General features: G+C 62.8%; 17 protein-coding genes and 1 pseudogene. 9 read left to right on the forward strand and 9 right to left on the reverse strand.

Features of this window, described 5'->3' with window-relative positions; all coding sequences use genetic code 11:
* The first annotated feature begins 27 nt into the window (after positions 1-27).
* Positions 28-1,404 (forward strand): MFS transporter, encoded by a 1,377-nt coding sequence (locus tag WBQ96_RS10055; RefSeq protein WP_336550185.1) that lies wholly within the window; start codon positions 28-30, stop codon positions 1,402-1,404.
* 152 nt (positions 1,405-1,556) lie between these two features.
* On the opposite strand, the gene purH is transcribed toward WBQ96_RS10055, so the two are convergent.
* From purH to htpX, 4 genes are all read right to left on the reverse strand, one after another.
* Complete coding sequence (gene purH / locus WBQ96_RS10060; RefSeq protein ID WP_336550183.1) at positions 1,557-3,173, reverse strand: bifunctional phosphoribosylaminoimidazolecarboxamide formyltransferase/IMP cyclohydrolase; 1,617 nt, start codon at positions 3,171-3,173, stop codon at positions 1,557-1,559.
* Between the two features lie 103 nt (positions 3,174-3,276).
* The gene (locus tag WBQ96_RS10065; protein ID WP_336550181.1) at positions 3,277-5,001 is read right to left on the reverse strand and encodes a heparinase II/III family protein; all 1,725 of its coding nucleotides are present in this window, start codon (positions 4,999-5,001) and stop codon (positions 3,277-3,279) included.
* A 105-nt stretch (positions 5,002-5,106) separates the two neighbouring features.
* Positions 5,107-6,495, reverse strand: a complete 1,389-nt coding sequence (locus WBQ96_RS10070) for an RsmB/NOP family class I SAM-dependent RNA methyltransferase (RefSeq protein ID WP_336550301.1) — start codon at positions 6,493-6,495, stop codon at positions 5,107-5,109.
* Between the two features lie 2 nt (positions 6,496-6,497).
* Positions 6,498-7,517 (reverse strand): zinc metalloprotease HtpX, encoded by a 1,020-nt coding sequence (gene htpX / locus WBQ96_RS10075; protein WP_336550180.1) that lies wholly within the window; start codon positions 7,515-7,517, stop codon positions 6,498-6,500.
* A 110-nt stretch (positions 7,518-7,627) separates the two neighbouring features.
* Here htpX and WBQ96_RS10080 point away from each other — a divergent pair, with 110 nt between their 5' ends.
* The 3 genes and pseudogenes from WBQ96_RS10080 to WBQ96_RS10090 all read left to right on the forward strand — a co-directional run bounded on the left by WBQ96_RS10080 (position 7,628) and on the right by WBQ96_RS10090 (position 10,669).
* Positions 7,628-7,846: a DUF1674 domain-containing protein gene (locus WBQ96_RS10080; protein ID WP_165118157.1), complete on the forward strand. Its 219-nt coding sequence runs from the start codon at positions 7,628-7,630 to the stop codon at positions 7,844-7,846.
* Between the two features lie 280 nt (positions 7,847-8,126).
* Positions 8,127-8,996 (forward strand): annotated as a pseudogene (locus WBQ96_RS10085) (transglutaminase-like domain-containing protein).
* A gap of 290 nt (positions 8,997-9,286) precedes the next feature.
* Positions 9,287-10,669: a TadE/TadG family type IV pilus assembly protein gene (locus WBQ96_RS10090; protein ID WP_336550179.1), complete on the forward strand. Its 1,383-nt coding sequence runs from the start codon at positions 9,287-9,289 to the stop codon at positions 10,667-10,669.
* Between the two features lie 387 nt (positions 10,670-11,056).
* On the opposite strand, the gene acs is transcribed toward WBQ96_RS10090, so the two are convergent.
* Positions 11,057-13,012 (reverse strand): acetate--CoA ligase, encoded by a 1,956-nt coding sequence (gene acs / locus WBQ96_RS10095; protein WP_336550178.1) that lies wholly within the window; start codon positions 13,010-13,012, stop codon positions 11,057-11,059.
* Between the two features lie 301 nt (positions 13,013-13,313).
* Here acs and WBQ96_RS10100 point away from each other — a divergent pair, with 301 nt between their 5' ends.
* Positions 13,314-13,586, forward strand: coding sequence for an usg protein (locus WBQ96_RS10100; protein ID WP_336550176.1), 273 nt, complete (start codon positions 13,314-13,316; stop codon positions 13,584-13,586).
* A 33-nt stretch (positions 13,587-13,619) separates the two neighbouring features.
* On the opposite strand, the gene WBQ96_RS10105 is transcribed toward WBQ96_RS10100, so the two are convergent.
* From WBQ96_RS10105 to WBQ96_RS10115, 3 genes are all read right to left on the reverse strand, one after another.
* A complete protein-coding gene (locus WBQ96_RS10105) occupies positions 13,620-14,021 on the reverse strand; it encodes a type II toxin-antitoxin system VapC family toxin (protein WP_336550174.1) in 402 nt (133 codons plus the stop codon).
* Positions 14,021-14,275, reverse strand: a complete 255-nt coding sequence (locus WBQ96_RS10110) for a type II toxin-antitoxin system Phd/YefM family antitoxin (RefSeq protein WP_336550172.1) — start codon at positions 14,273-14,275, stop codon at positions 14,021-14,023. Before WBQ96_RS10110 ends, WBQ96_RS10105 begins: the two co-directional genes overlap by 1 nt.
* Positions 14,276-14,346: 71 nt before the next feature.
* A complete protein-coding gene (locus WBQ96_RS10115) occupies positions 14,347-15,009 on the reverse strand; it encodes a YggS family pyridoxal phosphate-dependent enzyme (protein ID WP_336550171.1) in 663 nt (220 codons plus the stop codon).
* A 144-nt stretch (positions 15,010-15,153) separates the two neighbouring features.
* Between WBQ96_RS10115 and leuS the strand changes: the two genes are divergently transcribed.
* Genes leuS through WBQ96_RS10130 form a run of 3 tightly spaced genes read left to right on the forward strand, consistent with a single transcriptional unit; the run spans position 15,154 to position 19,524 of the window.
* The gene (gene leuS / locus WBQ96_RS10120) at positions 15,154-17,784 is read left to right on the forward strand and encodes a leucine--tRNA ligase (protein WP_336550169.1); all 2,631 of its coding nucleotides are present in this window, start codon (positions 15,154-15,156) and stop codon (positions 17,782-17,784) included.
* Entirely contained in the window at positions 17,771-18,337 is a 567-nt protein-coding gene (locus WBQ96_RS10125) for a hypothetical protein (protein WP_165118173.1), read from the forward strand. The genes leuS and WBQ96_RS10125 overlap by 14 nt, the downstream gene beginning before the upstream one ends.
* 50 nt (positions 18,338-18,387) lie before the next feature.
* Positions 18,388-19,524, forward strand: a complete 1,137-nt coding sequence (locus WBQ96_RS10130) for an AAA family ATPase (protein WP_336550166.1) — start codon at positions 18,388-18,390, stop codon at positions 19,522-19,524.
* A 58-nt stretch (positions 19,525-19,582) separates the two neighbouring features.
* Here the strand turns inward: WBQ96_RS10130 and fsa are convergent, their stop codons facing one another.
* Entirely contained in the window at positions 19,583-20,239 is a 657-nt protein-coding gene (gene fsa / locus WBQ96_RS10135) for a fructose-6-phosphate aldolase (RefSeq protein WP_165118177.1), read from the reverse strand.
* 94 nt (positions 20,240-20,333) lie between these two features.
* Between fsa and WBQ96_RS10140 the strand changes: the two genes are divergently transcribed.
* Positions 20,334-22,517: a primosomal protein N' gene (locus WBQ96_RS10140; RefSeq protein ID WP_336550164.1), complete on the forward strand. Its 2,184-nt coding sequence runs from the start codon at positions 20,334-20,336 to the stop codon at positions 22,515-22,517.
* The last annotated feature ends 3 nt before the right edge of the window (positions 22,518-22,520 follow it).

Below are 22,520 nucleotides of genomic sequence, written 5' to 3' on the forward strand. Positions count from 1 at the left end.
AACGCGACGCAGGCGGGTGGAGGAAATATGGCCGACGTGACAGTTCAGCGCGCCTCCGGCCGCGGCATCTGGGGTTGGATGTTCTTCGACTGGGCGGCGCAACCGTTCTTCACGGTGGTGACGACCTTCATCTTCGGCCCCTATGTCGTCTCGCGCATGGCCAGCGACCCGGCCATGGGGCAGGCCGCCTGGGGCTACGGCATCGCCGCTGCCGGCTTCGTGATTGCCATATTGTCGCCGGTGCTGGGCTCGATCGCCGATCAGACCGGTCCGCGCAAGCCATGGATCGCCTTCTTCGCCGCGATCAAGATCGCCAGCCTGTGCGCACTTTGGTTCGCCGCACCCGGCTCGCCGCTGGTGCCGGTGATCGTGCTCTTCTCGCTGGCGTCGATTGCCGCCGAATTCTCCACCGTGTTCAACGATTCGATGATGCCGCGCCTCGTTTCCAAGGCTGAGATCGGGAAGATTTCCAACATTGCATGGGGGCTCGGCTATCTCGGCGGCATGATTGCGCTGATCTTCGTGGTGACGATGCTCGCCGGTTCCCAGGAGACGGGCAAGACGATCATCGGCGTCGATCCGCTGTTCGGCCTCAATCCCAAGCTCGGCGAGGATGCGCGCGCGACCGGGCCGCTCTCGGCGCTGTGGTATTTCATCTTCATCCTGCCGATGTTCTTCTTCACGCCCGATGGTGCCAAGGGCAAGCCGATCGGTCCTGCCGTGCGCGAGGGCCTCGCCGAGCTGAAATCGACGCTGGGCGAGGTGCGCCAGCGCAGCGGCGTGTTGCGCTTTCTGGTGGCGCGGATGATCTACCAGGACGGCGTCAACGCCGTGCTCGGCCTGGGCGGCGTCTTCGCTGCGGCTATGTTCGGCTGGTCGATCACCGAGATCGGCGTTTTCGGCATCATCCTCAATGTCGTCGCGATCTTCGGCTGCTGGATCGCGGCGCGGCTTGATACGGCGTTTGGCTCCAAGACGGTTGTGATGATTTCGCTGGTGTTTCTGACCATCGCGACGGTGGGTATCGTCTCGACCGGTCCGGGGTTCACGCTGTTCGGCGCGCTGATGCTGCCGGGCGCCGATACGGGCGGGCTGTTCGGCACGCCGGCTGAGAAAGCTTATATCCTTTTCGGCCTGCTGATCGGGCTGGCCTTCGGCCCGGTTCAGGCCTCCTCGCGCTCCTATCTGGCGCGCAGCGTCACTGCCGAGGAAGCGGGGCGCTATTTCGGCATCTATGCGCTGGCCGGACGCGCGACGAGTTTCGCCGCGCCGTTTCTGGTCGCGACGGTGACGGCTCTCAGCGGCTCACCGCGGCTGGGCATGGCGATGATCCTGCTGTTTCTGGTGGTCGGCATGGCCGTGCTGTGGCCGACACCCTATCCCGCGGACAAGGTGGGGGGATAGCCACCCCTTCTCCCCTTGTGGGAGAAGGTGCCTGAGCGTAGCGAAGGCGGATGAGGGGTGTTCCAGTCTGGCGCTCCGTTCAACACCCCTCATCCGTCTTGGCGCTGCGCGCCAATCCACCTTCTCCCACAAGGGGAGAAGGTGAGGGCGGCTCAATGCCGGAAATGCCGCACGCCGGTAAACACCATGGCGATGCCATGCGCGTCCGCAGACGCAATGACGTCATCGTCGCGCATCGAACCGCCGGGCTGGATGACCGCGGTGGCGCCGGCTTCGATGGCCGACAAAAGCCCGTCGGCGAAGGGGAAGAAGGCATCCGAGGCGACGACCGAGCCCTTGGTCAGCGGCTCGGTGAGGCCTGCCGCTTCAGCCGCATCCAGCGCCTTGCGGGCGGCGATGCGCGCGGAATCGACCCGGCTCATCTGGCCCGCGCCGACGCCGACGGTTGCGCCGTCCCTGACATAGACGATCGCATTCGATTTGACGTGCTTGGCGACGCGGAAGGCGAATTTCAGGTCGGCAAGCTCCTGCGCGGTCGGCGCGCGCTTGGTCACGACCTTGAGCTCAAGCCCGTCGACCACGGCGTTGTCGCGTGACTGCACCAGAAGCCCGCCGGCGACCGATTTGACCATCACGCCAGCCGTGCACGGATCGGGCAGGCCGCCGGTGACGAGCAGGCGCAGGTTCTTCTTGGCGGCGATGATCGCCTGCGCTTCCGCGCTGGCTTCCGGTGCGATGATGACTTCGGTGAAGGTTTTGACGATCTCTTCGGCAGCTTCAGCGTCGAGCAGGCGGTTGACGGCGACGATGCCGCCGAAGGCAGAGACCGGATCGCAGGCCAGCGCCTTGGCATAGGCGGCCTTCAGTGTCGTGCCTTCGGCAACGCCGCAGGGGTTAGCGTGCTTAATGATAGCCACTGCCGCAGAACCGGCTGGGTCGAACTCGCCGACCAGCTCGAAGGCCGCGTCGGTGTCGTTGATGTTGTTGTAGGAGAGCTGCTTGCCCTGAAGCTGCCGCGCTGTGGCGACGCCCGGGCGCTTTTCGCCGGTGACGTAGAAGCCGGCCTGCTGGTGCGGGTTCTCGCCATAGCGCATGACGTTTTCGAGTTTGCCGCCGAAGGCGCGCCAGGTCGGGTGCTCGATGGCGAGCGCCTCGACAAACCAGCCGGAGATTGCGGCGTCGTAAGCCGCGGTGCGAGCAAAGGCCTTGGCGGCGAGCTTCTGGCGGAACTCGAAGGAGAGGCTGCCGATGTTCATTTCAAGCGCGTTGATCACCGGGGCGTAGTCTTCCGGGTCGGTGACGATGGCGACATAGGCGTGGTTCTTGGCAGACGCACGCACCATCGCCGGGCCGCCGATATCGACGTTCTCGACGATCGAGGCATAGTCGGCGCCGGACTGGCGGACTTCCTCGAACGGGTAGAGGTTGACGACGACGAGGTCGATCGGCTCGATGCCGTGGACGCGCATGGCGTGGGCATGGTCGGGATCGTCGCGCACGCCGAGCAGTGCGCCGTGGACCGACGGGTGCAGCGTCTTCACGCGGCCATCCATGATCTCGGGGAAACCGGTAAGTTCCGAGACGTCGCGCACGGCGATGCCGGCCTCGGCGATCGCCTTGGCGGTGCCGCCGGTCGAGACCAGTTCGACGCCGGCCTTGACCAGCGCGGCCGCGAAGTCGACCAGGCCGGTCTTGTCGGAGACGGAGAGAAGCGCGCGGCGGACGGGAACGAGGTCGGGCGCAGGAATTTTCTTGGAGGCGACGGCCATGTCGGAGCGGGCCTTTCGAGCTTGGGAGGCGGATGCGCGCGGCCTAGCACAGACGCAAGGTAAATCAAGCTTCGAGGGACAGAAAATCGGCCAAACGGGCCACTCAGTTATTCTGCGGGTAACCGGCCGAATGCGTGCGCGTGAACTGCCAGTGCATTTCGGGAAATTGCGACGCCTTGTAGGAAAGCACGATCTGGCGGCTGTGGCGCGGTCCGCCGAGGCCGGCGAAGAAAATCGATTCCTCGACCGTCGGCGTCATTTCGCCGGCGGTGAAAAGCCAGTTGTCGGCATGGGGCGCGGCCAGTACCAGCCGGTCCTTGTCGTCGTGGAAAAGTTCGATATCCGGGTGGATGTGGAAGCGGATGGTGACGAGATCGCGGCCATTGTCCAGCGGCGGCGCGCCGCGGGAGCGCAGGAAGCGGTCGATGCCGGTCAGGATATCGCCATCGGCGGCCAGTGCCATTTCGCGCTCGTGATAAAGGCCGAAGCGCGCGACATAGCCGTCGTGGCTGGAGACGAAGCCTTGCGTGCCCTTGCTGTCGGTGCGTTCGGAAGGCACGTGGCGCGGCCCGCCAATCAGCGGCGAGCCGAGCAGGCCGTTGACGCGCGGCGAATGGCTGAAGCGCGCCGACGACGTGTCGTTGAGCGAAGCGGTGGAGTGGGCGGCGGTGGCGCGCGCCAGCGGGCGGAATTCCTCCGCGCCATAAGCGTCGATGCCGGCATTGACGATGAAATGCTGGCGGCCCGACGACATTTCGAAGGACAGGCAGCCGGCATGTGCCGCTTCCGAGACTTCGCTGGGTGGCGCAGTGCCGGTGTCGGCAATCACCGTGGTGCCGCCCATCGACAGGCGCTCATAGCCGGAGTGCGGGGCATGGAGCAGCGGCGCGCCGGCGGTGTCGTCATGGCGCATGATGGCGGCGATGCGGTCGGGAATGGTGACGCCCATGCCGTTGAAGCGGGCGATGGTGCCGTCCTGATGGCGGAAGAAGCGCAGCGCCGGCAGCATGCGGTCGATCGCGCCGATCAGCGCTTCAGGCGGCGTTTCGGCCTGGTTGGCATAGGTCTGGCGCAGCGGCAGCAGGTCTGCCAGCAGTTCCAGCACCGCCATCGGATTGCGCGAAATGTGGCCGCCATCGGCAAGGACCTGGCGGTTCAGTTCATCGGCGAGGTTGCGCGTGGCGCTACGCAGCGCCGTCTGCGGCGCGGGCAGCGACAATGCGGCGAAGGCGAGTGCTATGCGGGTGCGCAGGCGCTCTTCGCCATCGGGCATTTCGCGGGCCATGGAACGCAGATAGCGGATCTGCAGCGCCAGCGATTTCAGGAAGGCGCGGTAGAAAGGGAACTCGGCGCCCTGCAGCACGACGGAAGAATGCTGCAGCCAGGCGATGATGCGCTTGGCGGTTGTCGCCGGCTCCCAGGCGACGCCGGAAATGCGGCCGCCATGGGTGGCGATCCAGTCCGAAACCAGCGCGCGTGCATTGGCGGCGGCAAGCTCCGTGTTGGCGGCGCGCATGTGGCGCAGCCAGCGGAAGCCGTGCAGCGATTTCTGCCAGCCGCGATTGGGCACCTCGATCTGGAACGGCGACTTGCCGCCGGTCTCGACGAGATGGCCTGAAAGCGGGTAGCGGCCATAGTAGATTTCCAGCGCGACCTGCTGATCGGCGAGCCTCAGATCAGGCGGCGCAATCAGCACGCGCTCCGGCGTGCGGCCGGTATAGCGCCAGCGATAAACCGGACCGGCGCGCAAGCGGCGGCGGGTCTTGCGCCAAAGCTCTTTGGCGACGAGCGCCCAAAGGCCTGTCGTGTTGCCTGCCGCAATCGACAAGAAGTTCCTCCAAAAAGACGTCCGCCCGGCGAGAACGTTATATGATTCAAGATTCTATGCGAAGTTGAATTTCGCTACCGGTGCGGCCTGGGGATAAGTTGTGACCTACCCAATTCGGGTAAGGCGCGCCGCGAAGAAGCCGTCGAGCCCTGAAATCTCCGGCCGGCCCATATCCATGTCTGCCGGTGTGGTGCGCAATGTGCCTTGTGGTGTCAGGAAGGCGTCGGCGCCTGCGACCTCGCCGGGCTTGACCGGATCGGCAGCAACGCCGGGCGTGGCCGCGAGGAATGCTTCGTGAAGTGCCTCGCCTTCGAGCGGATCGAGAGAGCAGTTGGAAAAGACGATCCGCCCGCCGGGCTTGACCAAAGTGACGGCGCGGGCGAGCAGGCGCTGCTGCAGGTCGGCCAGCTTCTCGATATCGGCAGGCGATTTCGTCCACGGCACGTCCGGGTGGCGGCGCACCGTTCCGGTTGAGGAACAGGGTGCGTCGAGCAGCACGGCATCGAAGAGTTCTTCCGGCTCATAGCGGAGAATATCGGCCTGGACGGTCGCGGCTGTCAGGCCGAGGCGCTGAAGGTTTTTCTCCAGCCGGGCGAGCCGGTTCTTCGAACTGTCGATGGCAGTGACGCGCGCGCCGGCAAGCGCCAGCTGTGCCGTCTTGCCGCCGGGGGCGGCGCAAAGGTCGGCGACATGCAGGCCGGAAACGTCGCCGAAAAGCCGCGCGGGAAGTGCAGCGGCGGCGTCCTGCACCCACCATTCGCCCTCGGTGAAACCGGGCAGCTCCGGCACGTTGGCGGCGAGCCGCTCGACACGCACCGAGCCGGTCGGCATTACAATGCCGCCGAGTTTTTCGGCCCAGGATTCAGGATCGGATTTTACCGTGAAATCGACCGGCGCTTCGAGCCTGTGTGCGGTGAGGATCTTCTTTGCCGTATCCGCGCCATAGCCGGAGACGAGCCGGGCGCGGAACCATTCCGGCGCATCGTCGGTCTCGGCCAGCATGGCCGGCAGTTCCTCGGCCTTGCCGCGCGCCAGCGAGCGCAGCACGCCGTTGACGAGGCCCGAAAAGCGGCCGGTGCGCGGATCGGACTTGGCGTGGGTAACCGCGATATCGACGGCGGCGCTGTCAGGAATGTCGAGGAACAGGATCTGCGCTGCCGCGACGTGCAGGATGTGGGTGAGTGCTGTGGCGTTGGCTGGCAGGGCCTTTTCAAGCCGCGCCGAAATCAGGTTGTCGATGGTGCGGCGGTAGCGCAGCGCGGTGGCGAGGATCGCCCGCACCAGCGAGCGGTCGCGCATGTCGAGCGCCTTGAACTGCGGGTGGCCATTGTCATGGTCGGTAAGGCCGTCGAGCGAGGTCTTTGCGTCGATGACGGCTGCCAGCAGCTTTGCCGCCGCCTTGCGCGCGGCGAGGCCGGGCGCATTCGCATCCTCTTGTCTCTGGTATTCCGATTGCCTGAATGGCTTCGGTTTGGAGCGCTGACGGTCGTTCACGGTCAAGACCATCGGCCTTTCGGCCCGGTCGGGTTGCGCCCCCAGGGTCCGGCATTCGGCTGCGTCGGCTTTTCCTCCACGGCGGGCTTTGCGGGAGCTTCCCACGGGCCGGCTTCGCGCGGCTGCGGCTCAGGATTGCGTGGCGCAGGAGCAGGGCGCGCGCCGCCGCTGCCACCCATGCCCTGGCGGGCCATCTCTTCGAGAGCGGCTATGCGGTTCGCCGTATCGGGGTGGGTCGAGAAAAGATTGTCCATGCGCTCGCCGGAAAGAGGATTGATGATGAAAAGCGGAGCCATTGCGGGATTGCGCTCTGCGTCGGGGTTGTGGATGCGTTCGACGTTACGGGCGATCTTGTCAAGGGCTGATGCCAGCCAGAGCGGATTGCCGCAGATTTCCGCGCCGCGCCGATCGGCGGAATATTCGCGCGTCCGGCTGATCGCCATCTGCACCATGCCGGCGGCAAGAGGGGCGACGATCATGGCGACGAGCACGCCGACGAAGCCGAGCGGATTGTTGTTTTCGCGATTTCCCCCGAAGAAGAAGGCAAAATTGCCGAGCATGGAAATCGCACCGGCAAGGGTCGCGGTGATCGTCATGGTCAGCGTGTCGCGATACTGGACATGGGCAAGCTCATGCGCCATCACGCCGGCCACTTCCTCATGCGACAGACGCTGAAGCAGGCCGGTGGAGGCCGCAACCGCCGCGTTCTGCGGGTTGCGCCCGGTGGCGAATGCGTTGGGCTGCGGATTGTCGATGAGATAGACCTTCGGCATCGGCAGGCCGGCGCGTTCGGCCAGCGCGCGCACGATGCCGTAATATTCGGGCGCGTTCTTCTCGTCGACCTCGACGGCATGGTTCATGCGCAGAACCATCTTGTCGGCGTTCCAGTAGCTGTAGAGGTTCATGGCGGCAGCCATCATGAAGGCGATCATCATGCCGCCGGAGCCGCCGATGGCGTAGCCGACAGCCATGAACAGCGCGGTCATGAAGGCCAGCAGCATTGCGGTACGCATGATGTTCATTCTTCGGCTCCGTAAACGCGCGCAAGGAAAGGGTCGATACGCGATAAAACTTCGCTATATGATGGGTAAGAATTGGTCCGGTTTCAATCATCCGCTGCGGGAGTCCGAGAATGTCCGATAGCAAGGCCGAGCATGACGCCGCCGCAGAGCTTGTTGAACGCAAGGCGCTGTCGCCGGCTGCCGAGCGCGCGCTGAAGGAAGCGGAAGCACGACGCCAGGCCTACAGGAAGCAGGAGTCCGCCCTGCCGCGCGAGATCGGCGGCCGCGGCGGCAACGAACCGGTGCGCTACGGCGACTGGGAGATAAAGGGTTTGGCGAGCGATTTTTGAGAGTGGCGTCATAGGGATCATAGGGAAAAGACCCCTCTCCGTCGCGCTTCGCGCGCCACCTCTCCCCGCAAGCGGGGCGAGGAACCCAAGTTCTGCAATGCCGCGACCTCCGCAAGTGCCGGTTCCTCGCCCCATGAAATGGGGAGAGGTGGCTCGGCGAAGCCGAGACGGAGAGGGGATTTTTGCCAATCCTCTCCCATTCGCCCGTCTCCTCCCCGGAACGATAGCCGGCATTGTGCGTTGAGGGAAAAATCTTTTCTCAAGATCGCGAGGTAGCGCCATGCTGATAAGGCTAGGCTATGAGATAGCCATTGAATGCGCTCAACCAATGCCGGTGATATCGGTGCTGGAAATCTGCAAGGAACGGCAGGCCGACATCCAGCGGCAGACCAAGGTGCTGACCTCGCCAAGTGTTCCAAATCACACTTACGAGGACGTCCACGGCAATCTCTGCCGCCGTTTCATGGCGCCAGCGGGAGGTTTTCGTATCCTCTATGACGCGCTGGTCGAAGACAGCGGCGAGCCGGACGAGTTGAACGCCTTGGCCAAGGAAATGCCGGTGCAGGACCTGCCCGACGAGGTGATCGGCTATCTCTTAGGCAGCCGGTATTGCGAGACCGATCATCTCGGCGACATCGCCTGGCAGCAGTTCGGCCATGTGCCAAGCGGCTGGGCGCGGGTGCAGGCGATCACCGAATATGTCCACAACCGGCTGTCCTTCGGCTACGGTTATGCCCGTGCAACACGCACCGCCGCGCAGGCGCATGACGAGCGCGTCGGCGTGTGCCGCGACTTTGCGCATCTTGCGATCGCGCTTTGCCGCTGCATGAACATTCCGGCCCGCTACGTGAACGGCTATCTCGGCGATATCGGCATTCCGCCGGACCCGTCGCCGATGGATTTCAACGCCTAGTTCGAGGTTTTCCTCGACGGCAAATGGTACACATTCGACGCCCGCCACAACAAGCGCCGCATTGGCCGCGTGGCGATCGCGCGCGGGCGCGACGCAACCGACGTGCCGCTGCTGCACAGCTTCGGCGCACACACGCTGACCGGCTTCAAGGTCTGGACCTACGAGCAGGACAGCCATCCGGCGACGCCTCCGGCTCATGGCATCGACCGCACCTTCGATGCGCAGATGCTTTCCTGAACGGCGTTGCATTGATTTCCGAATATGGGCGCGCGCTGGCCGGAGTGAATACTTCCGGTGGTGAAAATCCTGCTGACGCTACGCCTTGTGCGACCCTATTGGGGCGGACGGCGCGAAAGCTGGTGCAATTGAAGTGCCCGGTTTACCGGCGATTAAGCACAGGATTGATCAATTCGGTTCGAAATCAAAAGCTTATATCCGTCGGGCAGATTGAACTTCAGGTTGTAAACCTGATTCGATGAAATTCCTGCTACGACCCTCTCGGGTTTCTTGGCTGAGGGGTGAAAACCATGCGTATGGCGCGGGCACTATCCGATTTTGCGAATAACAGAAGCGGCAATTTCACCCTGCTGGCGGCGGTAACCATGTCGGTGGTGCTTCTGACGATAGGGTTCGGCATCAATGTGGCGCAGTCGCTGAACGTGAAATCGAGCCTTCAGTCCGCGCTCGATTCGGCTGTGACCTCGACGGCGCGCGACCTGACCACCGGCACAATCGAGGAAAAGGACGCGCGGAGGATGGTGGAGGCATTTCTAAGCGCCAACAGCACCTCGCGATTCTCGACGAAGGACCGTTTCGTGTTGGATAACCTCGTCATTGACAAGACGGCGAGGACGCTCACGGCGACGGCCCATGCCAATGTCGTTCTGGCCTTCCCGATGTTCAACATCGGCGACCCGCGCGTGGGTGGAGAGTCAGCGGCAATCTACTCGGACAAAAAGATCGAGGTGGCGATGATGCTGGATCTGACCGGCTCGATGAAAAAGGCCGGTACCGACGACAAGCTTGGGGATCTGCAGGAGGCGGCAAAGCGAGCAGTGGAGGCGCTGCTAGACGGAAAAAACCTCAACGACCGGGTTCGCGTCGCACTTGTTCCCTATGCGAATTCCGTGAATGTCGGTGCCGCGATCGCTGAGAAAGCGGTTTACATCGAAAAGAATGGGGCAGACCGTGGCAGGGTTGTTTCGAACGCCGATCCAAAAAATGTGACCTCCTCCGGCTCCGGTCGTCCCGACAACTGCGCGACGGAGCGCAAGGGGACTACATATGTTTACACCGACGATGGCCCTGACGTCGCCATGGTCAACCGGGATTTTCTCCTCACAGAGTTTGCGGGGGGCTATACTGACGGAAAAATCACATATGCAAAGAGCGAGAAGTGTCCCAAGGCTGTGATGGTGCCCTTGACGGCAAACCTGAAAACACTCACCGATTCCATCGGCACGTTCGTCGCTGATGGTGGCACAGGAGGGCATATCGGGGTTCAGTGGACCTGGTACATGCTGTCCGACAAATGGAAGAATGTCCTCGCCACATCGGCAGCACCTGGGCCGTACGACAAGGTTGCCAAATACGCGATCCTGATGACAGACGGCGAGTTCAATCTCGGCTTTTCCGGTGCTTCGACCGTTCAGGAAGTTTATGGTACGGGCGCGGCCAATCGCTCAATTCCGCACGCCACAAAGCTGTGCGCCGAGATGCGCAAGGCTGGTATAGAAATATTCACGATCGGGTTTAAATTGCCGGATTCGGCGCGCAAGCTGATGCGCGACTGCGCGACACCCGACAATGGCGGCATCAAACATTTCTACGACACGTCGAGCGGCTCGCAGCTCGATCAGGCCTTCCAGCAGATCGTCAACAATATCGAGGGCCTTGCGCTGACGAAATAGACCTGGGGAAGGATCCGAATAAACGGAAAAGGCCGCCGCTTCCGAAGAAGCAGGCGGCCTTCCCGTGACTTTCGTCCAGTGCGTGGCGTCAGCCGCAATCCCTCAGGACCGCTGGCCGCACGTCAAAACCTTTAGAGGAGAGACTGCTCTCCAGAAAGGTAATCCGCTGAGCCCTCGCTCTGAAAACCGAAACCACTCGACATCGGATCACCTCCTTTCATTTGTTGAACACAACCCGAAGGTGGGACTGTTTGCCCGATTTCGCAAGTGCAAATCTGCAACGGTGTTTGCATTCTTGTGCGGGGCGTCCGATCACGGGGCAATCGAGTATGGGACTCCCACCCCTAACCCCTCCCCACAAGGGGGAGGGGAATAAGATGATCTGGGTTACCCCTTCTTGTTCTGCCGGTTCTCGATCAGGTCATCGACCACCGCCGGATCGGCAAGCGTGGACGTATCGCCGAGCGCGCCAAAGTCGTCTTCGGCGATCTTGCGCAGGATGCGGCGCATGATCTTGCCGGAGCGCGTCTTGGGCAGGCCCGGCGCGAACTGGATCTTGTCGGGCGAGGCGATGGCGCCGATCTCCTTGCGGACATGGGCGATGAGTTCCTTGCGCAGATCTTCCGACCATTCGACGCCGCTCATCAGCGTGACATAGCTGTAGATGCCCTGGCCCTTGATGTCGTGGGGGTAGCCGACGACGGCGGCTTCCGAGACCTTGTCGTGAGAGACCAGCGCGGATTCGACCTCGGCCGTACCCATGCGGTGGCCGGAGACGTTGATGACGTCGTCGACGCGGCCGGTGATCCAGTAATAGCCGTCGGCATCGCGGCGGCAGCCATCGCCGGTGAAATATTTGCCCTTGTAGGTGGAAAAATAGGTCTGGATGAAGCGCTCATGGTCGCCATAGACGGTGCGCATCTGGCCGGGCCACGAGTCTACGATGCAGAGATTGCCGTCGGCGGCACCCTCCAGCACCTTGCCGTCATTGTCGACGAGCTGCGGCTGGACGCCGAAGAAGGGCCGCGTCGCCGAGCCGGCCTTGAGGTCGGTGGCGCCGGGCAGCGGCGTGATCAGGATGCCGCCGGTCTCGGTCTGCCACCATGTGTCGACGATTGGTACCTTCTTGTTGCCGACGACATTGAAATACCATTCCCAGGCTTCCGGGTTGATCGGCTCGCCGACCGAACCGAGCACACGAAGGCTCTTGCGCGAGGTCTTCTTCACATGGTCGTCGCCGGCCCCCATCAGCGCGCGGATAGCGGTGGGGGCGGTGTAGAAGATGTTGACCTTGTGTTTGTCGACGACATCCCAGAAGCGGGAGGCGGACGGATAGTTCGGCACGCCCTCGAACATCAGCGTGGTCGCACCGTTGGCGAGCGGGCCGTAGACGATGTAGCTGTGACCGGTGACCCAGCCGACATCGGCGGTGCACCAGTAGATGTCGCCGTCATGATAGTCGAAGACATATTGGTGGGTCATCGAGGCAAAGACGAGATAGCCGCCGGTGGTGTGCAGTACGCCCTTCGGCTTGCCGGTGGAGCCGGAGGTGTAGAGGATGAACAGCGGGTCTTCGGCCTTCATCTTTTCCGGCTTGCAGTCGGGTTTCACCGAAGCAACCTCGTCGTGATACCAGACGTCGCGGCCCGGAGCCCAGCCGACCTTTCCGCCGGTGCGGCGCACGACAACGACGGTCTTGACCCTGACGTGGTTTTTGGCGGCGATGTCGATCGCCTTGTCGGTGTTTTCCTTGAGCGGGATGGTCTTGCCGCCGCGCAGGCCCTCGTCGGCGGTGATGACGAAAGTCGATTCGCAATCGACGATGCGGCCGGCCAGCGCGTCGGGCGAGAAGCCGCCGAAGACGATCGAATGGATGGCGCCGATGCGCGTGCAGGCTAGCATCGCATAGGCTGCTTCCGGGATCATCGGCATGTAGATCGTGACGCGGTCGCCCTTCTTCACGCCGTGCTTCTTCAGCACATTGGCGAGCCGGCAGACATGCTCGTAAAGCTCGTTATAGGTGATCTTCTTGTCGTCGTAAGGATTGTCGCCCTCCCAGATGATCGCGGTCTGGTCGCCGCGCTTCTTGAGGTGGCGGTCGATGCAGTTGTAGGAGACGTTGGTCAGCCCGTCCTCGAACCATTTGATCGAGACCTTGCCGGTGAACGAGGTGTTCTTGACCTTGGTGTATGGCTTGAACCAGTCGATGCGCTTGCCGTGCTTGGCCCAGAACTTGTCGGGATTCTTGACGCTGTCGCCATACCATTTCAGGTAGGTGTCGTTGTCGATCAACGCGTTCTTTTTCCACGCCGGCTGGACGCGGTGGACTTTTACATCGGACATGTTCTCTCCCCATAGTGACCGGCGGTCGATCTCCGCCGGCTGCGCTTCGTAGCGCGGAATTCGCCGGACTTAATATCATTCCCGGGCCGGCGACAATATTAGACATAGGGTTTGGGCGTGGTTGCGACCCGCTCGATGCCTGTGCGGAACCGCGGCGCTATCAGCACTCGCCTATGCCTGCTGCCAAGCATTTGATTTCATAAGTGAAATTACGCGAATCGTGATAGGTTGTTAGTAGCCGGTTAATCATCGGGTCGCATCATCGTGACTGTGGAGGATCGGCTGAGGCGGGAGAATTGCCATGCGTGAGACTTCTGAACTGGAACTGATGCTGAAGGGTTACGGGCTGACCACGGCACAGCTTCTCTATCACATGCCCGACCACCCTCATGTGCTGCAGACATTCATCTGGCAGGACTATGACCTGGCGCCGAAATTCCCGGGCCTGTTCAGTTTCATCGAATTCTGGAAGGCCAAGCTCGACGGTCCGCTGCATTCGGTCAGCTACACGCACCGGAAGCTGATCGCGCCGAACGAATGGCGCAACGTGGCCGGCGAGTTTGTGATGCATTGAGAAACCGCCTGCAGAGCGTTGGCCACTGAAGGATCAGGTCGCCCAGGGATTGAGGATCGTCACGCCCGTATCTTCGAAATCGGCCACGTTGCGGGTGACGAGGATGAGATCGTGGACAAGGGCTGTGGCGGCGATAAGCGTATCGGCGCTGCCCCGTGTTCTACCGGCGGTGATACGGCCCCAGGTTAGGGCGATTTCTTCGGTGATCGAGAGTATCCGATCTGCGTTGTCATGCCGAATCTGGCGAAGCCATAATTCAAGCTGAGTGGCCCTTTTTGTGTCGAGCTTACGCAGCTTTATGATGCCTCTTTCGATCTCGCCGATTGTAATAACACTGAGATTGACCGAATCCGGATCTACCGAAGCCAACCAGTCGGTTGGCGCTGACAAACGCCTCTGAATATCCGAAACGACATTGGTATCCAGCAAATACATCAGAGATCGATGTCGCGGATCATGGTCTGGGAACGACGGTTGACCTCCTCGGCGAATTCATCGTCCCAGACCGGTCCAGAGAGCAGATGTTCGGCCAGACTCTTCTTCTTACCGGCAAGCCGGTCATACTCCTCAGCCGAGATCACGACAGCCGCCCGCTCGCCGCGTAGCGTGACTGTCTGCGGACCTTCCGTCCGTGCTCGCTGCACGACTTTGGAGAAATTGTTCTTCGCGTCCTGAAGATGCCAGTTCATGACGACACTCCTAGCTAGCTTGGCTAGATATATCGGTTCCATGCCTGAACTTCAAGGATTGCGTGCCTCCGCTACCGGCTACCAAAAATCGCCGAGCCCACACGCACCGAGGTCGCGCCGAAGGCGACGGCCAGTTCGTAGTCGCCGGACATGCCCATCGACAGTTTTTCGAGGCCTACCTCGCGGGCCAGTTTTTCGAGAAGGGCGAAATGTGGGCCGGGGTTTTCGTCGGCGGGGGGAATGCACATAAGGCCTTCGATCGCGAGATTGTGAACCTCGCGGCAGCGCTTGACGAAGGCGACGGCCTCTTTCGGTTCGATGCCGGCTTTTTGCGGCTCGGAGCCGGTGTTGACCTGTACGTAGAGCTTTGGCGCTTTTCCTTGCCTGGCGATTTCCTTGGCGAGTTCGGCGGCGATCTTTTCGCGGTCGACGGTTTCTATGACGTCGAACAGGGCTACGGCTTCCTTCGCCTTGTTGGATTGCAGCGGGCCGATCAAATGCAGTTCGAGATTGGGAAATTCCTCCTTCAGCGCCGGCCACTTGCCTTGCGCTTCCTGCACGCGGTTCTCGCCGAAGACGCGCTGGCCGGCCTCGATCACCGGGCGGATTTCGGTCGCCTCGAAAGTTTTTGACACTGCAACCAGCGTCACGGAACCCGCGGGGCGCCTGATTTCGCGCTCGGAGGCGGCGATCTTTTCCTTCACCGAAGCGAGCTGTTCGACCGATTTTTCCATGTCACGTCCTGCTGCATTTTGTCGGGGTTCGGGCTGCCGGAGTTGACGGGTTCGGCAATCCATGGTGAACACCCGGACCACATTTTGCGAACTGCCAGGCTGCGGCCTGCGGTTTCGCGCATGCTTTTAAGTGAAAAACACCCGATGGCAACCGAACGATACAACCCGCGCGCATCCGAACCCAAGTGGCAAAAAGCCTGGGACGAAAAAAAGCTCTTCGAGACGAAGAACGACGATCCGCGCCCAAAATACTACGTGCTGGAGATGTTCCCCTATCCGTCGGGACGCATCCATATCGGCCACACCCGCAACTACACGATGGGCGACGTTGTGGCCCGCTACAAGCGCGCCAAGGGTTTCAACGTACTGCACCCGATGGGCTGGGACGCCTTCGGCATGCCGGCGGAAAACGCCGCGATGCAGAACAAGGTCCATCCCAAGGACTGGACCTATGAGAACATCGCGACGATGCGCGCGCAGCTCAAGGTCATGGGCCTGTCGATCGACTGGACGCGCGAATTCGCGACCTGCGACGTCGACTATTACCACCGCCAGCAGATGCTGTTCCTTGACTTCGTCGCCAAGGGGCTGGTGACGCGCAAATCCTCCAAGGTCAACTGGGACCCGGAGGACATGACCGTGCTCGCCAACGAGCAGGTCATCGACGGGCGCGGCTGGCGCTCCGGCGCGCTGGTCGAACAGCGCGAGCTGACGCAGTGGTTCTTCAAGATCACCGACTATGCGCAGGACCTGCTCGATTCGCTCGACGGGCTGACCGAATGGCCGGAAAAGGTCCGCACCATGCAGTCGAACTGGATCGGCCGGTCGGAAGGCCTGCTGATCCGCTGGCCGATCGCCGGGGGTACTTCCCCTAACGGTGAGGGTGAGCTGGAAGTCTATACGACGCGGCCCGACACGATCTTCGGTGCCTCCTTCATGGCGATCGCAGCCGACCACCCGCTGGCGAAGAAAGCCGCCGAGACCAATCCGGAGCTCGCAGCTTTTGCCGACGAATGCCGGCGCATGGGCACGTCGGTGGCCGCCCTCGAGACTGCCGAGAAGAAGGGTTTCGATACGGGCATCCGCGTCGTGCATCCTTTCGACGACAGCTGGACGCTGCCGGTCTACGTCGCCAATTTCGTGCTGATGGAATATGGCACGGGCGCGATCTTCGGCTGCCCATCGGGCGACCAGCGCGATCTCGATTTCGCCAACAAATACGGCCTGCCGGTCATTCCGGTGGTGATGCCGGAAGACGGCGATGCGGCTACATTCCAGGTCACCGAGGAGGCCTATACCGACGACGGCGTGATGATCAATTCGCGCTTCCTCGATGGCATGACGCCCGACCGCGCGTTCGACGAGGTCGCCAAGCTGCTGGAAGGCAAGACGATCGGCAATCGCCCGATGGGCGAGCGCAAGGTGCAATTCCGCTTGCGCGACTGGGGCATCTCGCGCCAGCGCTATTGGGGCTGCCCGATCCCGATGATCCATTGCGACGATTGCGGCGTGGTGCCGGTGCCGAAGGCCGACCTGCCGGTGAAACTGCCCGACGACATCGATTTCGACAAGCCGGGCAATCCGCTCGACCGTCACCCGACCTGGCGGCATGTGAAATGCCCGCAGTGCGGCAAGGATGCGCGGCGCGAAACCGACACGATGGACACGTTTGTCGATTCGTCGTGGTATTTCGCGCGCTTCACCGCACCCTGGGAGAACGAGCCGACCGACCCGAAGGCTGCCAATGAATGGCTGCCGGTGGACCAGTATATCGGCGGCATCGAGCACGCGATCCTGCATCTGCTCTATTCGCGCTTCTTCACCCGCGCCATGCGCGAGACCGGACATGTCGATCTGGCCGAGCCGTTCAAGGGCCTGTTCACGCAGGGCATGGTGGTTCACGAGACCTACCGCGTCGGCGGTGCATCGAACGGACGCTGGCTGACGCCGACTGAGGTCCGCATCGAGGGCAGCGATGCCGATCGCCGCGCGATCGTGATCGAGACCGGCGAGGTCGCCGAGATCGGTCCGCTCGAAAAGATGTCGAAGTCGAAGAAGAACACGGTGAGCCCGGAAGAGATCACCGACGGCTACGGCGCCGACACCGCGCGCTGGTTCATGCTGTCGGATTCGCCGCCCGAGCGTGATGTGGAATGGACCGACGACGGTGCGGCCGGCGCGCACCGCTTCATCCAGCGCGTCTGGCGTCTCGTCTCTACGGCTGCCGAGCAGCTTGCCGGCGTGAAGCCTGCATCGTCGCAGGACGGCGAGGCGGGCGCCGTGTCCAAGGCTGCCCACAAGGCGCTGAAGGCAGTCGGTGAGGATATCGAAAAGCTCGCCTTCAACCGCGCGATTGCGCGCATCTACGAGCTCGCGAATGCGATGACCGGGCCGGTCGGTGAGATCGGTGAAGGCAAGGGGGACGAAGCGCTGAAGGCGGCAACGCGCGAGGCGGCCGAAATCCTCGTGCAGCTGATCGCGCCGATCATGCCGCATCTGGCCGAGGAATGCTGGGCAACGCTTGGCGGCGAGGGACTCGTTTCCGAGCGGCCATGGCCGGTGTTCGATCCGGCGCTGGTCGTGGACAATGAATTCACCTATCCGGTGCAGGTCAACGGCAAGAAGCGCGGCGATTTGACAATTGCCCGCGACGCAGATCAAGGTGCCGTCGAAAAGGCGGCGCTGGCGCTCGATTCCGTCCAGAAGGCGCTTGAAGGAAAGACCCCCCGCAAGGTAATCGTGGTGCCTCAGAGGATCGTCAATGTCGTTGCCTGATCAGTCGCGGAAATTCCCGGTCTCTTTCTCGCGCGGCATGGCCGTGGCGGCACTCGTCGCGTCGGCGGTCATGGTCTCGGCCTGCACCGTGCGGCCGTTGTATTCCACTGCGCCTACTGCGTCCGGCGCGCCGGCAGGAGCGGCGACGGGGCTGAATTCAATCAAGATATTGCCGGTGGAAACGCGTTACGGGCAGGAAATCCGCAACCAGCTGATATTCGGGTTGAATGGCGGGGCCGGCCAGCCGGCAAACCCGATATACACGCTTCAGCTGAACGCAGTCGCGCAGAAGACTTCAGCGGTGCTCGTACAGCGCACCACCGAGGACGAGCCGACGGCGGGTACGATGATGCTGACGTCGGTCTATGTGCTGAGAGAGATTAAGACCGGGAATATCGTCGGGAAAGGGAAGCGTACCATATCGTCTTCCTATGACATTCCGCGACAGGGATTTGCCCAGTACCGGGCCGAGCTCGATGCACAGAACCGGGCGGCTCGCGAACTGGCCGAACTTCTGAGGCTCGCGATCGCACAGGATCTGTCGAAGCTCTGATTCCGGCTCGCGCTTTCTTGCAGGCGGGAATCGCCGTGGTGTCGTGAAATATGCGCCTGACGTCGCTTTCCGCTGCCGGTTACCGATCGCTGATGTCGATCCGGCTCGATGTCGGACAGGTCGGGCTGTTCGTCGGCGAAAACGGCGTCGGCAAGTCGAACCTCTACCGCGCGCTTCAACTCATCAAGGCTTCGGCCGAAGGCACGCTTGCCACTGAAATCGCGCGCGAAGGCGGCATGCAGTCGGCACTGTGGTCAGGCAGGCGCCGGGCCGGGCAGCCGGTGCGTGTCATCCTTCGCGCCGATTTCGAAGACGATGATACGGCGGTGAAATCGTCCTATCAGGTCGAGATCGGACTGCCGCCGCCTGCTTCGGCGGGTTTTGGTTTCGAGCCGCATATCAAGGAAGAGACGCTGTCCGTCGAACCCGGCCGCCGGCCGGTGGAGATGATGACGCGCAAGGGTCCGGCAGTCTTTGCCCGCGACGGCGACGGGCGGCGCGTCGAACATCCGGTGAAGATGCTCAACTCGGAAACGGCGCTTTCGTCGCTCGGCAATTCCGGGCGCTATCCCGAGATTGGCGACCTGCGTGCAGCGGTGCTCGGCTGGCGCTTCTTCCATGGTTTTCGGACCGATCGCGATTCGCCGGTTCGCAAACCGGCCTTGGCCGTAACTTCGCCATTGCTCGATGAGGATGGCGCCAATCTCGCCGCCGTGTTCGCCACGCTGAAGCACATCCGGCAGGACACGGTCGATCTCGACCGCTGTATCGCCGAGGCGCTGGGTGGGGCAGAGCTGGATATTGCCGTGCCGAAGGAGACCGCTTCATTCGGTCTCGTCACGCCGGAATTCCCGAAGCGCGTGTTCAGGCCGGAAGAGCTTTCCGACGGGCAGCTGCGTTTCGTTGCTTTGGCCGGAGCGCTTCTATCCTACCGCCTGCCGCGGCTGATCGCGCTCAACGAGCCGGAAACAAGCTTGCATCCGCAGATGCTGCCGGCGCTGGCCGATATGATCGCGCGGGCGGCCGAGCGGACGCAGGTCTGGGTGGTGACCCATTCGCGCGAACTGGCGGAGATGATCGGGGAGCGCACCGGTGCCCGGGCCTTGACGGTCGTGCGCCTGAACGGCGCGACGATGATCGAAGGCATGCGGCCGACGGGCATGATGCCCGCCGGCGATTTCGACTAGATTCCAGATGTTACAGCGTCCTTTGCGCGTCCAATTGGACGCGCGGTGCTGTAAGCGATTAGCCGATCTTCTGGCCGGTCTTGGCCCAGTCGGCCAGGAACTGCTCGAGGCCCTTGTCGGTCAGCGGATGCTTGACCAGCGCCTTCAGCGTTGCCGGCGGAACGGTGGCGACATCGGAGCCGATGAGGGCGGCGCGCTTGACGTGGTCGACGGTGCGGATCGAGGCGGCGAGGATTTCGGTGTCGAAATCGTAGTTGTCGTAGATCTGGCGGATCTCGGCGATCAGCTCCATGCCGTCGAAGCCCATATCGTCGAGGCGGCCGATGAAGGGTGAGATGAAGCTGGCGCCGGCCTTGGCGGCAAGCAGTGCCTGGGTGGCCGAGAAGCACAGCGTGACATTGACCTGGCGGCCGAGGTCGGTGCGGATCGACTTGCAGGCCTTGAGGCCGTCAAGCGTCAGCGGCACCTTGATGCAGACATTGTCGGCGATCTTGGCGAGGACCTTGGCTTCCTTCATCATCTCGGAGTATTCGGTGGCCGTCACTTCCGCCGAAACCGGGCCGTCGACGATGTCGCAGATTTCCTTGGTGACTTCGGCGATGTTGCGGCCAGACTTGAGGATCAGCGACGGGTTTGTGGTGACGCCATCGAGAAGGCCGAGATCATTGAGTTCGCGGATTTCCTTCACGTCGGCGGTGTCGACGAAGAATTTCATGGGAGTATCTCCTTGGCAAAAATGTCAGCGTCTCAGGAGGCGCGTCGTTGATCGGCCTTTGCTCTAACGCAAAGTCCGGGCAAGGTCACGCGCCATGAAGCACGATTCGTTCGAAACCAAGGCAGTGCCGGTTCTGGTGCCGATGCCGGCCGAGCGCCCCTACACCTATGCCGTGCCGGCTGGCATGAGCGTGGTGCCGGGCTCGATCGTGCGCGTGCCGTTGGGGCCGCGCGAAGTGGCCGGCATCGTCTGGGATGGGCCGGGCGAAGCAGTCGACGCCAGGAAGCTGCGCGCGATCTCGCATGTATTCGATTGCCCTCCGGTGGACCAGGCGATGCGCCGCTTCGTCGACTGGATTGCTGCCTATACGCTGTCGCCGCCCGGCATGGTGGCGCGCATGATCCTGCGCGCGCCGGAAGCCTTCGATCCCGAGCCATGGGTAGAGGGCCTGCAACGCGCGGCCAATGATCCCGACCGGATGACGGCGGCACGCGCTCGTGTGCTGGAAATGGCGTCCGACGGCATGGCCTGGACACGCTCCGGCCTTGCCCATGCGGCGGGCGTGTCGTCCACCGTCATCGACGGGCTGAAGGCGCAGGGCGTGTTCGAAACGGTGATGATCCCGCCGCGCCCGGTGGTGGCCGCGCCCGACCCGACCTATGGCAAGGCCGAACTGATCGGCGACCAGGACATTGCCGCGAAGGAATTGCGCGCCAAAGGCGAGGCCGGCGGCTTCAGCGTGACGCTGCTCGACGGTGTGACCGGCTCGGGCAAGACGGAAGTCTATTTCGAGGCGGTTGCAGCCGCACTCGAAAAGGGCAAGCAAGTGCTGATCCTGCTGCCGGAAATCGCGCTGACGCAGGCGTTTCTGGAGCGCTTCCAGGACAGGTTCGGCGCAAAGCCCGCCGAATGGCATTCCGATCTTGCGCCGAAAAAACGTGAGCGCGTCTGGCGGCAACTGGCCGAAGGCGGCGTGCGGGTGGTTGCCGGCGCCCGCTCGGCGCTGTTCCTGCCTTTCAAGGAACTCGGGCTGATCGTCGTCGATGAAGAACACGACCCTGCCTACAAGCAGGAGGACCGCGTCTTCTACAATGCCCGCGACATGGCTGTGGTGCGTGGCCATATCGGGAGTTTTCCGGTGGTGCTGGCTTCCGCCACGCCGTCGGTTGAAAGCCGGGTCAATGCGCAGCAGGGGCGCTATGGCCGTGCCGTGCTGTCAGCGCGTTTTGCCGAAGCAGCGCTTCCCGACATCAAGTCGATAGACCTGCGCCGCGCCCCGCCGGCACGCGGCGGCTTCCTTTCGCCGGTGCTTGTCGATCACATGCGCCGCACGCTGGAGAGACAAGAACAGTCGCTGCTGTTCCTCAACCGGCGCGGTTATGCGCCGCTGACGCTGTGCCGGGTCTGCGGCCATCGTTTCCAGTGCCCGTCCTGCTCGGCCTGGCTGGTCGAGCACCGCTTTCGTGGCCAGCTCGTCTGTCACCATTGCGGCCACAATGAAAAGCGCCCCGAGGCCTGCCCCGAATGCGGAACGCTCGATCACCTCGTCGCCTGCGGGCCTGGGGTGGAGCGCATCGCCGAGGAAGTCGTCGGGCACTTTCCGGACGCAAGAACGATCGTGCTTTCTTCGGACATGATGGGCGGCGTGAAGCGGCTCAGGCTGGAGCTGGAGGCTATTGCCAAGGGCGAGGCCGATATCGTCATCGGCACGCAACTGGTGGCCAAGGGGCACAATTTTCCAAACATGACGCTGGTCGGTGTCATCGATGCCGATCTCGGCCTCGCCAATGGCGATCCGCGCGCTGCCGAGCGGACGTTTCAGCTGCTGAGCCAGGTGACGGGGCGGGCAGGGCGCACCGGCAAGAAGAGCCTCGGCCTGCTCCAGACCTACCAGCCGGAGCATCCGGTCATGCGGGCGATCGTTTCGGGCGATGCCGAGGCGTTTTACGAGCGCGAAATCCTCGAGCGGGAAAAATCTGCGCTGCCGCCTTTCGGGCGGCTGGCCGGCATCATCGTCAGTGCCGACAATCGACCGGACGCCGAAAGCCATGCGCGGCTGCTGCGCCGCGCAGCCCCGCCGGCGAAGGATATCCATGTGCTGGGGCCGGCCGAGGCGCCGCTGGCAATGGTTGCCGGGCGGCACCGTTTTCGCCTGCTGGTGCAGGGTGACCGGCCGGCAGACATGCAAGGCTATCTGCGCGCCATGCTGGCGAATGGGCCGAAGGTCCGCGGCTCGGTGCGGGTGCAGGTCGACATCGATCCGCAGAGCTTTTTGTGAGGG

Source organism: Mesorhizobium sp. CCNWLY176, assembly GCF_037153935.1.
GTDB lineage: Bacteria > Pseudomonadota > Alphaproteobacteria > Rhizobiales > Rhizobiaceae > Mesorhizobium_M > Mesorhizobium_M zhangyense.

Coding starts and splice junctions, on each gene's coding strand:
- WBQ96_RS10055 (WP_336550185.1), top strand. CDS start 28: ATGGCCGACGTGACAGTTCAGCGCGCCTCCGGCCGCGGCATCTGGGGT.
- purH (WP_336550183.1), bottom strand. CDS start 3,173: ATGGCCGTCGCCTCCAAGAAAATTCCTGCGCCCGACCTCGTTCCCGTC.
- htpX (WP_336550180.1), bottom strand. CDS start 7,517: ATGAACATCATGCGTACCGCAATGCTGCTGGCCTTCATGACCGCGCTG.
- WBQ96_RS10080 (WP_165118157.1), top strand. CDS start 7,628: ATGTCCGATAGCAAGGCCGAGCATGACGCCGCCGCAGAGCTTGTTGAA.
- WBQ96_RS10090 (WP_336550179.1), top strand. CDS start 9,287: ATGCGTATGGCGCGGGCACTATCCGATTTTGCGAATAACAGAAGCGGC.
- acs (WP_336550178.1), bottom strand. CDS start 13,012: ATGTCCGATGTAAAAGTCCACCGCGTCCAGCCGGCGTGGAAAAAGAAC.
- WBQ96_RS10100 (WP_336550176.1), top strand. CDS start 13,314: ATGCGTGAGACTTCTGAACTGGAACTGATGCTGAAGGGTTACGGGCTG.
- WBQ96_RS10105 (WP_336550174.1), bottom strand. CDS start 14,021: ATGTATTTGCTGGATACCAATGTCGTTTCGGATATTCAGAGGCGTTTG.
- WBQ96_RS10110 (WP_336550172.1), bottom strand. CDS start 14,275: ATGAACTGGCATCTTCAGGACGCGAAGAACAATTTCTCCAAAGTCGTG.
- WBQ96_RS10115 (WP_336550171.1), bottom strand. CDS start 15,009: ATGGAAAAATCGGTCGAACAGCTCGCTTCGGTGAAGGAAAAGATCGCC.
- leuS (WP_336550169.1), top strand. CDS start 15,154: ATGGCAACCGAACGATACAACCCGCGCGCATCCGAACCCAAGTGGCAA.
- WBQ96_RS10125 (WP_165118173.1), top strand. CDS start 17,771: ATGTCGTTGCCTGATCAGTCGCGGAAATTCCCGGTCTCTTTCTCGCGC.
- WBQ96_RS10130 (WP_336550166.1), top strand. CDS start 18,388: ATGCGCCTGACGTCGCTTTCCGCTGCCGGTTACCGATCGCTGATGTCG.
- fsa (WP_165118177.1), bottom strand. CDS start 20,239: ATGAAATTCTTCGTCGACACCGCCGACGTGAAGGAAATCCGCGAACTC.
- WBQ96_RS10140 (WP_336550164.1), top strand. CDS start 20,334: ATGAAGCACGATTCGTTCGAAACCAAGGCAGTGCCGGTTCTGGTGCCG.